11 protein-coding genes and 1 pseudogene are annotated in these 11,549 nt (G+C 43.4%); 10 read left to right on the top strand and 2 right to left on the bottom strand.

Annotated features, from left to right (window positions below; translation table 11 throughout):
* Positions 1 to 86 precede the first annotated feature (86 nt).
* The 10 genes and pseudogenes from FOF60_RS17345 to FOF60_RS17300 all read left to right on the top strand — a co-directional run bounded on the left by FOF60_RS17345 (position 87) and on the right by FOF60_RS17300 (position 9,667).
* On the top strand, positions 87 to 719 hold the full coding sequence (locus FOF60_RS17345) for a transcriptional regulator CcpN (RefSeq protein WP_319801590.1): 633 nt from the start codon (positions 87 to 89) through the stop codon (positions 717 to 719).
* Between the two features lie 28 nt (positions 720 to 747).
* Positions 748 to 1,562, top strand: a pseudogene (locus tag FOF60_RS17340) (pyruvate, water dikinase regulatory protein).
* Positions 1,563 to 1,825: 263 nt separating this feature from the next.
* On the top strand, positions 1,826 to 2,311 hold the full coding sequence (locus tag FOF60_RS17335) for a YaiI/YqxD family protein (protein ID WP_413632903.1): 486 nt from the start codon (positions 1,826 to 1,828) through the stop codon (positions 2,309 to 2,311).
* 15 nt (positions 2,312 to 2,326) lie between these two features.
* Positions 2,327 to 4,132: a DNA primase gene (gene dnaG / locus FOF60_RS17330; RefSeq protein WP_192470853.1), complete on the top strand. Its 1,806-nt coding sequence runs from the start codon at positions 2,327 to 2,329 to the stop codon at positions 4,130 to 4,132.
* Positions 4,133 to 4,175: 43 nt separating this feature from the next.
* Positions 4,176 to 5,306: an RNA polymerase sigma factor RpoD gene (gene rpoD, locus FOF60_RS17325; protein WP_192470854.1), complete on the top strand. Its 1,131-nt coding sequence runs from the start codon at positions 4,176 to 4,178 to the stop codon at positions 5,304 to 5,306.
* Positions 5,307 to 5,405: 99 nt separating this feature from the next.
* Positions 5,406 to 5,936 carry a hypothetical protein gene (locus tag FOF60_RS17320; RefSeq protein ID WP_192470855.1) on the top strand — a complete coding sequence of 177 codons (531 nt, stop codon included), beginning with the start codon at positions 5,406 to 5,408 and terminating at the stop codon, positions 5,934 to 5,936.
* 98 nt (positions 5,937 to 6,034) lie between these two features.
* Entirely contained in the window at positions 6,035 to 7,174 is a 1,140-nt protein-coding gene (locus tag FOF60_RS17315) for an acyl-CoA dehydrogenase family protein (protein WP_192470856.1), read from the top strand.
* A 185-nt stretch (positions 7,175 to 7,359) separates the two neighbouring features.
* The gene (gene cccA / locus FOF60_RS17310) at positions 7,360 to 7,725 is read left to right on the top strand and encodes a cytochrome c550 (RefSeq protein ID WP_192470923.1); all 366 of its coding nucleotides are present in this window, start codon (positions 7,360 to 7,362) and stop codon (positions 7,723 to 7,725) included.
* 119 nt (positions 7,726 to 7,844) lie between these two features.
* On the top strand, positions 7,845 to 8,555 hold the full coding sequence (locus tag FOF60_RS17305) for a tRNA (adenine(22)-N(1))-methyltransferase (protein WP_192470857.1): 711 nt from the start codon (positions 7,845 to 7,847) through the stop codon (positions 8,553 to 8,555).
* Positions 8,552 to 9,667 carry a Nif3-like dinuclear metal center hexameric protein gene (locus FOF60_RS17300; RefSeq protein ID WP_192470858.1) on the top strand — a complete coding sequence of 372 codons (1,116 nt, stop codon included), beginning with the start codon at positions 8,552 to 8,554 and terminating at the stop codon, positions 9,665 to 9,667. The genes FOF60_RS17305 and FOF60_RS17300 overlap by 4 nt, the downstream gene beginning before the upstream one ends.
* Positions 9,668 to 9,742: 75 nt before the next feature.
* On the opposite strand, the gene FOF60_RS17295 is transcribed toward FOF60_RS17300, so the two are convergent.
* Complete coding sequence (locus FOF60_RS17295; RefSeq protein ID WP_192470859.1) at positions 9,743 to 10,696, bottom strand: 4-hydroxy-3-methylbut-2-enyl diphosphate reductase; 954 nt, start codon at positions 10,694 to 10,696, stop codon at positions 9,743 to 9,745.
* A gap of 289 nt (positions 10,697 to 10,985) precedes the next feature.
* Positions 10,986 to 11,531 (bottom strand): VrrA/YqfQ family protein, encoded by a 546-nt coding sequence (locus FOF60_RS17290; RefSeq protein WP_225649955.1) that lies wholly within the window; start codon positions 11,529 to 11,531, stop codon positions 10,986 to 10,988.
* Positions 11,532 to 11,549: the final 18 nt, after the last annotated feature.

Below are 11,549 nucleotides of genomic sequence, written 5' to 3'. Positions count from 1 at the left end.
AAATACATTAATCCAGTAAAAAACAGATATATAGCTTGGTGCTTAATAACGATAAGGAAACAGCATTTATTAAAATCTCCCGATGGGTGGTGAGGACAATCGAACTGAATAAACGCCAGGAACAGATTCTGCAAATCGTAAAGGATAACGGACCAATCACCGGAGAGCATATAGCTGAAAAATTAAATCTGACAAGGGCTACCCTCAGGCCAGACCTTGCCATCCTGACGATGTCGGGATATTTGGATGCCAGACCACGTGTCGGTTATTTTTACACAGGCAAATCTGGAAATCAGCTGCTTTCAGAGAACCTGAAAAAAATTCTCGTCAGGGATTATCAGTCCATCCCTGTTGTTGTTCCTGAAAATGTATCTGTATACGATGCAATCGTAACGATGTTCCTTGAAGATGTAGGCACTTTATTTGTTGTCGATAAAGTTTCAAAGCTGGTAGGTGTCCTTTCTCGCAAAGATTTATTAAGAGCAAGCATTGGGAAGCAGGAGCTGACGACTTTGCCAGTCAATATCATCATGACAAGAATGCCAAATATAACTGTTTGCCGCCGTGATGACCTGCTTATTGATGCTGCCAAGGAATTAATTGAAAAGCAGATAGATGCCCTTCCAATCATCAAAGATACAGATGATGGGTACGAGCTGGTAGGAAGGCTGACCAAGACAAACATTACAAAGGCTTTTGTGGCCTTGGCTGAGGAATAATGAAGCAAATAGAAGGGGTTGATCAAAGATGAGTAAAACACCTATTATTTATGTGGTTTCTGATTCAGTCGGAGAAACAGCAGAGCTCGTTACGAAGGCTGCCATCAGCCAATTCGAACACTTGGATGTTTCACTTAAAAGGTTCCCTTACGTTGAGGATAAAGTACATATTGATGAAGTTATTTCGATGGCTAAGCATGATGGAGGGATGATCGCTTATACACTGGTTAAGCCTGATATCAGTGATTATCTTCAGGAGTCTGCTGCTAGAGAGGGAATATATGCTTGTGACATCATCGGCCCGCTCATGAAGCAAATTCAAACCCTTAGCGGTGAGACCCCGTTATACGAACCTGGACTTGTCCGGAAACTTGACGAAGATTATTTCAAAAAAGTTGAAGCAATAGAATTTGCAGTAAAATACGATGATGGCCGCGACCCAAGAGGAATACTGAAAGCGGATATTGTTCTCGTGGGAGTCTCGAGAACATCCAAACCCCACTATCTCAATACCTGGCCCATAAGCGCTACAAAGTCGCGAATGTACCGCTGGTCCCGGAAGTCGACCCGCCTGAAGAATTGTTTCTTGTACCAAAGGAAAAATGTTTCGGCCTTAGGATCACCCCGGATAAATTGAACCAAATCCGCCGTGAGAGATTAATTTCACTCGGATTGAACGATCAGGCGATTTATGCCAATATCGAAAGAATCAAGGAAGAGATCGAATATTTCGATGGGATTGTCGAAAAGATAGGGTGTCCAGTCATTGATGTAACAAACAAAGCGGTTGAAGAAACGGCTAATGTCATCCTGAATATGGTCCGTAACAAGAAGATGGACTAGTAGCACATATTTTTATGTGCTTTTCTTTTTGACAGTTCTCTTTACCGGATTAATGCATTAACCAAGAAAAAATAATGGAAAAATAGCCTTTCTTATACTATAATAAAAAATTGTGATAAAAATGTATCTGTTTAGGTTTAGACTGGACAGATTACGAATAAACTATTTACTATCAGTTGTCAAGATGTTGACCGCGAAAAAATTCGACAAAATTCCCTTAAAAAAATCCATTCCTTTAGAAGGAATATGCGGAGTGATGTAGAATTAATACTAGTAAAATCAACAGTCAGACCCTTTTTGTTGATGCAGACTCTTGCCCGGTCATTAAGGAAATTGTCGAAATCGCTTCGAAGTTTTCCATCGAAGCTGTTTTTGTGGCTTCATATGCCCATATGAAGAATGATCTTCAAGGGCAGAACTGGGTTTTTGTCGATTCTCATAAGGAGGCTGTAGACCTTTATTTAATGAATCACGTAAAAAAAGGTGATTTTGCGGTGACGCAGGACATTGGTCTTGCCTCTACCCTTATTGCGAAAGGGGTTTATGCCATCTCTCCAAGGGGAAATTTATTTGAAGAAAAGGACATTCAGACTGCTCTTGACTTAAGATATCTTTCTGCCAAGGCAAGAAGGCAGGGATCCTACGGAAAAGGGCCAAAACCCTTTACTGAAAAAGACAGGGAAAAGTTTATAAAGGGATTGAATATGCTTTTATTGAATTGTAAGGTATGTTCAACGAATCACAACTAGTTAGAGGTCATGCTTATGGCAGAGAGGATTGCCGAGGAAAAAGTAAATGAAATCCGGCAAGCGGTTGAAATAGTCGATGTCATTGGTGATTATGTCCAATTGAAAAAACAAGGCCGGAACTACTTTGGGCTTTGTCCATTTCATGGGGAAAACTCTCCGTCATTTTCCGTTTCACCTGATAAGCAGATTTATCACTGCTTTGGTTGTGGAGCCGGCGGGAATGTATTTTCATTCCTGATGGATATTGACGGACTGTCGTTTCAAGAAGCTGCAGTGAAGCTAGCTGATCGGGCTAACATTGAACTGAAGCTTGAAGGGCAGGCTGCAGGCAGAAATCCACAGCTACCTGAAGGATCGAAGCAAATGATTGAAGCGCATGAACTATTGCGTAAATTCTACCATCATTTGCTTGTAAACACAAAAGAGGGTCAGGATGCCCTGGAATACCTTCTTAACAGGGGGTTCACCCAGGAGTCAATTGACCGCTTCCAAATCGGCTATGCACTGCCTTCATGGGATTTTGCGGTTAAGCTGCTCGAAAAACGGGGATTTTCGCTGGAACTGATTGTGAAAGCAGGATTGGTCATTCAGCGGGAAAACGATGGTACCTACTTTGACAGGTTCCGGAACAGGATCATGTTTCCGATCCTGGATCATCAGGGTAATACGATTGCGTTTTCAGGGAGAGCAATGGGGGACGAAGAGCCCAAATATCTGAACAGTCCCGAAACGCAAATCTTCAATAAAAGTAAAACTTTATATAATTTTCATCTCGCCCGCGGATCGATTCGGAAACAGCAGCAGGCTGTACTTTTTGAAGGCTTTGCGGATGTTATTTCCGCTAATCGTGCAGGCGTTGAAAATGGTGTCGCCACGATGGGAACATCCTTGACAGAGGAACATATCTCCTTGCTGAAAAGAAATGTTCAAGCTGTAACGGTTTGTTACGACTCGGATAAAGCCGGCATTGAAGCAGCCTTTAGGGCATCAAGCATGCTTTCCAAAGCAGGGGTGAATGTCAGGGTTGCAACGATGCCTGATGGAATGGATCCAGACGATTTCATAAAGATACATGGCGAGGAAAAATTCCGGAACGATATAATTGGTTCCAGTGCCACTTTGATGGCATTTAAATTAATATATTATCGCCGTGGGAAAAACCTCCAGAATGAAGGAGATCGCCTGCAATATATCGAAGAAGTACTTAAAGAAATCAGCACTCTCGATAAAGCAGTAGAAAAGGATCTGTACTTGAGACAGCTTGCGAATGAGTTTTCGCTTTCGCTTGATGCACTGGTCCAACAGCTCAATCAACTGGTTCAAGCATCCGCGCCAAAAAGGCAAAATCAACAGCGGCCAGAATCAAGGCCTGTGAGCTATACAAGGAAGTCAGACTTAAAGCCTGCCTACCATACGGCCGAAAGGCGAATGATCTATCATATGATGAGAGATGCCGATATCGCCTATAAGGTACAGGAAATGCTTGCAGGAAGTACATTAAACATTGACGAACACCAGGCTATTATTACTTATTTATTTGCATACTATGAAAAAGGACATGATCCTGACCCGGGAGCGTTCTTAAATTATCTCCAGGATAATAAGCTTAAAAGGGTCGTTGCTGATATAGAAATAATGCCTCTTAACGAGGAAATCAGTGACCAGGAATTATCTGATTATATCAAGCAGGTCTTGAATTATCAAAAAATGTTAAAAATAAAGGAAAAAATGGCAGAACAAAAACAGGCAGAACGACAAAACGATTTCTTGCGCGCTGCGGCAATCGCCACGGAAATAATCCACTTGCGCAAGACCTTATAGAGCTTATGCTGATTGTTTTTGATTTTTGGAAGGAGGGGGACATATGGCTGAAAAGTCAGCCCGTTCTAAAGAAGTCACCGAAAATGAAGTGACAGTTGAACAAGTAAAAGACCAGTTAACGGCAATTGGCAAGAAAACAGGTGTCCTTGCTTATGATGATATCGCAGAAAGGCTATCAAGCTTCGACCTTGATTCCGATCAGATGGATGAATACTATGAGTTCCTTGGTGAACAAGGGATTGAACTCGTAGGCGAAAGTGATGAAGCAGAAGACCCTGATATCAAACAGCTTGCCAAAGACGATGAAGAATTCGACTTGAATGACTTAAGTGTCCCGCCGGGAGTAAAGATCAATGACCCGGTAAGGATGTACCTAAAAGAGATTGGCCGAGTTGACCTGCTTTCTGCAGAAGAAGAGATCAATCTGGCAGAACGAATTGAACAAGGCGATGAGGAAGCCAAAAGACGACTCGCCGAAGCCAACCTTCGACTTGTAGTAAGTATCGCGAAACGTTATGTTGGCCGTGGCATGTTATTCCTTGACCTGATTCAGGAAGGAAACATGGGCTTGATCAAGGCTGTCGAAAAGTTCGATTACCGCAAAGGATTTAAATTCAGTACCTATGCTACCTGGTGGATTCGTCAGGCCATCACTCGTGCCATCGCTGACCAGGCAAGGACAATCAGGATTCCTGTCCATATGGTGGAAACAATCAATAAATTGATTCGTGTTCAAAGGCAGCTCCTTCAAGACTTAGGACGCGAACCGACACCAGAAGAGATCGGTGAAGACATGGACCTGTCCCCTGAAAAAGTACGTGAAATCCTGAAGATTGCCCAGGAGCCGGTATCCCTCGAAACACCAATCGGGGAAGAAGATGATTCCCACCTTGGGGATTTCATCGAGGACCAGGATGCTACATCTCCTTCAGAACATGCTGCTTATGAGCTTTTGAAGGAACAGCTGGAGGATGTCCTTGACACTCTTACTGACCGTGAAGAGAATGTCCTTAGACTCCGTTTCGGTCTTGATGATGGACGTACACGCACTCTGGAAGAAGTGGGCAAGGTATTTGGCGTTACTCGCGAGCGTATTCGTCAAATCGAAGCTAAAGCACTTCGCAAGCTAAGGCACCCAAGCCGCAGCAAACGTTTGAAAGACTTTTTAGAATAGGATTGCCAAGGAATAATTTACTTTTTAAAATAAAAGTAAATTATTCCTTTTTTTATGAACTTTTATCAAGGAAACCAATCAGACAGGATGTGCCCAACTATGGATGACCATCGCAGGAAAATCATCACCAATGAGATTAAGTACTGGAAACAAAACAGGATGCTGCCGGAGCACTATTGTGACTTTCTTTTGAACTTATATACAGAAGGTGGCACTGAAGTCGAATTGCCTCAGGGAAAAGGACCGAAAGGCATGCCCGGATTCATTAGTTTTATTTTGGCTGGCTTGTTATCGCTTTCAGTTTTTTTATTTTATTTTACTGAATTGTCGCTCTTTTTGCAAACTGCCTTCATTATTTTTTTTGGTATTAGTACCCTTTCAGCAGCCATTTACATGGTGAAAAAATCTTTTTTTGATTTGATCCCAGTACTCGCTTCTGCACTTCTTTTATTAATCACATCTGTTCAGGCAGCTGAAATAATATTTCCAGACCATTCCGTCATGCTTTACATCATAGCTGGTCTTAACTGCTTATTGTGGATTACAGCAGGGACGAGGTGGAAGATGGTAAGCTTCAAATTATCAGGAATCATCGGGTTAATTGTCCTGCTAATTACTATATTTATATAATTTTTAACAATTTAAAAGTTTTTAAATGTTGAGAAAATTGTTTATTCACCTTTATAATGAAGAATGTAAACGCATTCAATGTTTTAAGGGGGATGGAAATGAATTTCGATTTAACATCAGAACAGGCAATGATTAAAAGGACAATCAGAGAATTTGCGGAGGAAGAAGTTGCTCCTGGAGCGATTGAAAGAGATAAAACAAAACAATTCCCGACAGACATCTTCAAAAAGCTTGGAGAGCTTGGGATGCTGGGCTTGCCATTCCCGGAGGAATACGGCGGAGCAGGAGCTGATACGGTCAGTTTTGCGATTGTGACCGAGGAATTAAGTAAAGCATGCGCCTCAACTGGGATTACATACTCTGCCCACATATCTCTTGGAGGTGCTCCTATCAATCTATTTGGTACAGAGGAGCAGAAACAAAAATACCTGGCACCAATCTGTACAGGCGAGTCACTGGGAGCTTTCGGACTGACAGAACCAAATGCAGGCTCGGATGCAGGAGGAACACAGACAACAGCCAAAGAAGTGGATGGAGAATACATCATCAATGGCAGCAAGAACTTTATCACGAATGCCAGTTATGCCAAACATCTCGCAATGACGGCGATCACTGGCAATGTGGATGGTAAAAAGGAAATCAGTGCGATTATCGTACCAACTGATGCACCAGGATTTTCTGTCATTGACAATTATGAAAAGATGGGGTTGAATGCATCGAATACCACTCAGCTGGTGATGGAGGATGTTCATGTTCCCGTTGAGAACCTGCTTGGCAAGAAAGGGGAGGGTTTCAAGCAATTCCTTGTGACCTTGGACGGCGGCAGAATCGGCATAGGTGCGATGGCTGTTGGAGTGGCTCAGGCCGCTTATGAAAAAGCACTCCAGTACGCTAAGGAAAGACAGCAGTTCGGCAGACCTATCTCACAGTTCCAGGCTATCCAGTTCAAGCTTGCCGATATGGCAATGAAAATTGAACTAGCCCGCAATATGGTTTATAAGGCTGCCTGGCTGAAGGATCAAGGACGCCCATTCTCCAAGGAAGCTTCGATGTGCAAGCTTTATGCTTCAGAGATTGCGATGGAAGTGGCTGACCAGGCTGTTCAGATCCATGGCGGCTATGGCTATATGAGAGAGTACGAAGTAGAAAGATACATGAGGGATGCGAAGCTGCTAGAGATTGGTGAAGGCACTTCAGAAGTCCAAAGAATGGTGATTGCCAGATTAATTGGCTGCTAAAAGGGTATCCTAAATATGCTTTGTACAGAAAAACTTCATCTAACGATGGAGTTTTTTGTCTAAATTGTGAACAAGTGTGACAAAGTTTGCTTTTTTACTTTCCCTGTAAACGTTTTTCAAGTAAAATAATATCTGTGTGAATTCATTATTTAAGATTTGATGTTGTACATAAAGGAGGGTATATGATGAATCGTAATCCAATTATCCCGTTCGTGTTGATCATGGTGATGGGGATCGGCTTGATGTTCCTGCTTTCTTTCAAGGGTGTAGGGGATTCCAAGGACCTTGCTAAGGAAAAAGAAGGCGGCGGTGAAAAGACAGAAGAAACTGCTGAAGTGAACCCTGAGAAGTTCTACCAGCAATCTTGCGCAGCGTGCCACGGAAACCAGTATGAAGGTGTATCTGGTCCAGCCTTGAAAGGTGTTGGCAGCAAGTATTCCAAAGAAGAAATTCAAGACATTTTGGTTAATGGTAAAGGCAACATGCCACCAGGAATGGCTGCTGGCAAGGAAGCAGAAATGGCAGAATGGATTGTCAATGAATTGAAGTAATTTTTGTAAAGGCTCTTTGCATCCGCAAAGGGCCTTTGCTTTTTTTTAGGATAATTGGACAATAGGCATGGTGTTTCATATACTTAAAAAAGCAAAATACGATTTAGTGGGTGACGTTTATGAATACTGAAAAACTCTCAGACCGGCTTGAAGCCGTTGCAAATAATATTCCAAAGGCGGCGAGGCTGGCCGATATCGGTTCTGACCATGCCTATCTTCCTTGTCATGTTGTAATAAAGGGAACTGTCCCGATGGCGATAGCTGGTGAGGTCGCAGAAGGGCCGTTTCAATCTGCCCTTGAACAAGTTCAGGAGGAAAACCTAACAGACAAGATTTTCGTCAGAAAAGGGGACGGCCTTGAAGTTATTGAAGCTGGAGAGGTAGATTGTATAACGATCGCCGGTATGGGCGGTACATTGATTTCAACGATCCTTGAAAAAGGAAAATTGAAACTGCAAGGAGTCAGCAGGCTTGTCCTCCAGCCTAATGTTGGCAGCTTTGCAGTGCGCAGATGGCTGATTGACAATGGGTGGGAACTGGTTAAAGAAGAAATCCTTGAAGAAGACCGGAAAATTTATGAGGTCCTTGTAGCGGAACAGGGTGAACCGCTGAAGCCTTATCAGGATCTCGATGTGGAACTAGGAATATTGTTTGGTCCATTTTTACTAAAGGAAAAGACTGCAGTGTTTAAAGAAAAGTGGAGTGCAGAAAAGAGAAATTGGGAGCGAATCTTAAAGCAGCTGGATGAGGCTGTGCAGAATGATGAGACCGAAAGCAAGAGACAGGAACTGAAAACAAAACTAAAGATGGCAGAGGAGGCGTTACAGTGAAAAAAGTGAATGGACATGAAGTAATTCAGCTTTTTGAACAATTTTCACCCAGGGCATTTGCAATGGAAGGCGATAAGGTCGGCCTGCAAATCGGGGCGTTGAATCAACCGGTTGAGAACGTCCTCGTGGCTCTTGATGTAACAGAGGAAGTGGTGGAGGAGGCGATTGCCCGGAACGCTCAGTTAATCATCGCCCACCATCCGCCGATATTCCGGCCATTGAAAAAAATCGCGACGGACACTCCTGCCGGACGAATGATTGCCAGGCTGATTAAGCATGACATCGCAGTATATGCGGCACACACAAACCTGGATGTGGCAAAGGGAGGCGTAAATGACCTCCTGGCTGCTGCTCTTGGTTTAAAGAACCCTCAAGTGCTTGTACCTACCTATGAGGATCAACTGAAAAAGCTAGTCGTGTTCGTACCAGAGGAAGATGCAGTGCGATTGCGGGATGCCTTAGGAAATGCAGGAGCCGGAGCAATCGGCAACTATAGCCATTGTTCGTTCTCCGGAGCGGGGGAAGGACGTTTCCTGCCGGGGGAAAATACAGATCCTCATATCGGCGAACAAGGGAAGCTTGAAGCAGTCAATGAAGTGCGCGTAGAAATGATTTTTCCGCAGAGTATTGAAAAGAAAGTCATCCAGGCTATGATCAAGGCCCATCCTTATGAGGAGGTCGCCTATGATATTTATCGACTTGATAATACCGGGGAACAACTAGGACTTGGAAGAATCGGGCAAGTCGAAGAGACGACCCTTTCTGAATATGCCAAAGTAGTAAAGGAAGCTTTGGGAGTCGATAAAGTCCGAGTCGTCGGGGACTTGAACGCGAAGGTGAAAAAAGTAGCTGTCCTAGGCGGTGACGGAAATAAGTATTACTCACAGGCGAAATTCCGCGGAGCAGACGTTTATATTACTGGGGATATCTACTATCACACAGCACACGATGCCCTGATGGCCGGATTGAATATGATTGATCCGGGACATAATGTCGAAAAAATCATGAAAAAGGGAGTCGCCACGGTGATGGAGGGACTATGTAAAGAAAAAGGGTTTGATGTTAAATTCATTCCATCTGACATAGGAACAGATCCGTTTACCTTTATCTAGCAAAAGGTCGAGTGTGGTATAAGGTTTTGAAGGAAACAAGAAAGCAGCCTGAAGTTAATTCAGGCTGCTTTCCTATTATACGTTGGCCTCGGTTTTCTTGACCTTTGGCAGGATTTTATGAAGAGGTACCTTTTTCTCTTTTACCCAGGTTTCTTTGTTTTCTTTGTCAAACTGTCCGAGGAAGGTAATGACCTCTTTTGTAATAGGAGTTGGAGTCGATGCTCCAGATGTGACTGCGACTGTATCAGCCTCTTTTATCCATTCGATATCAAGCTCGGTGATATCGGCAATTCGATATGCTTTTGTTCCGGCTATTTCTTCTGATACCTGTGCGAGACGATTTGAGTTATTGCTTTTAGGGTCGCCAACCACAATTAGCACATCTGCCTCTTTAGCCTGCTCGGCGACAGCCTCCTGGCGGACTTGCGTAGCCATGCAAATTTCTCTATGGACTTCCGCATGAGGGTACTTTTCCTTTACGTTCTTCATGATGTCGGCAACGTCCCACTGGCTCATCGTTGTCTGGTTGGTTACGATTAATTTTTCAGCCTGCAGATCCAATGCCTCTACATCCGCTGGCGTTTCCACAAGATGAACGATCCCTGGTGCGACACCTACAGCTCCTTCAGGTTCGGGATGCCCTTTTTTGCCGATGTAAATAACCTCAAAACCTTCTTTTTCTTTTTCCCTGATCAGGTTATGGGTGTTTGTCACGTCAGGGCAGGTTGCGTCAATCGAAACAAGCCCCTTTTCCTTGGCAAGCTCCCTGACTTCCGGTGAAATGCCGTGTGCTGTGAAAATAACTGTTCCGCCTTCAACTTTTTCAAGGATTTCCTTTCGGTTGTTTCCATCCAATGTAATGATGCCTTCTTCTTCAAATGCATCAGTGACATGCTTATTATGGACAATCATCCCGAGTATATATATTGGACGCGGCAGGCTTTTATCCAAAGCAGCATTGCGTGCAATGACCATGGCATCCACAACACCATAGCAATAACCGCGTGGCGATATTTTAATTACATTCATTGAGCCATCCTCCTAAGAGTACCTCTGATTCTTTCTTTTATTATATAAGACTTGCAGAAAGAATACAAAAGCGACTTTCCAGAAGGAATGAATTAACTGTTGTCGTATTTATTAGGCTTTTTCGAAAAATTGTTGTTAAAATCCTTTAGCCGATTAAAAAGCCATTTGGTAAGTCGGTTCTAAATTTGCAAGCACTTTTCTCATAATAAGCGTTAATTTTGTCAAGAAACTTAGGTAATTCAATCCTATTTTGTAGTCAATAGCAACAAAGTATGAGAAAAAAGCCTATTTATATGAATAATTTAGGAGTAGAAGCTGCATTATTGCTTTGTTTTTGCGCGGGCTTTTTTTGTGTCGGGGAAGTCTGGCCAGCCCTTTTGGATTTTTTTGTCTTTTGCTTTTTCTCTGTTTTTTCATTCGTTTCTGTTTCAGCCGTTTGCTCTTCAGCATCCGGGAGGTCCTTCAATCCTCTGTACAGTTTCCACATTGAAGGCAAATTTCGGACGAGAGGACCATATTGCTGGATCATCGGTCCGAATTGCTGTGCAGTGTTAAGAACTTTTTGAGTGTTGGTGAGAAATCCATTCAAAGCAGATGGATCAGCGAGAGTTTTCAGGATACCGCCGCCTGAGCCTGCTCCTCGTGCTGCTGTATTTCCTCCAGATAATAAACCGGCTGGACTATTCCGCTGGCTATTGCCTTTGCCCAGTATCTTCGAAAGAAGTCCGCCGCCTTGTCTTGAGCGGGGATTCCTTCCTGGCATCCGCGGCATCTGGCCCTGTGGCATCATAGGTCCAGGACCGAATCGATTCGAATACATCTGGTGCTGGCCCATTCGGGGACCTCCCATCAT

It is taken from the genome of Mesobacillus jeotgali (genome assembly GCF_014856545.2).
Lineage (GTDB): Bacteria > Bacillota > Bacilli > Bacillales > Cytobacillaceae > Mesobacillus.
Note: the sequence above shows the minus strand (reverse complement) of the source record. Positions and strands in the feature narration are given on the sequence as shown.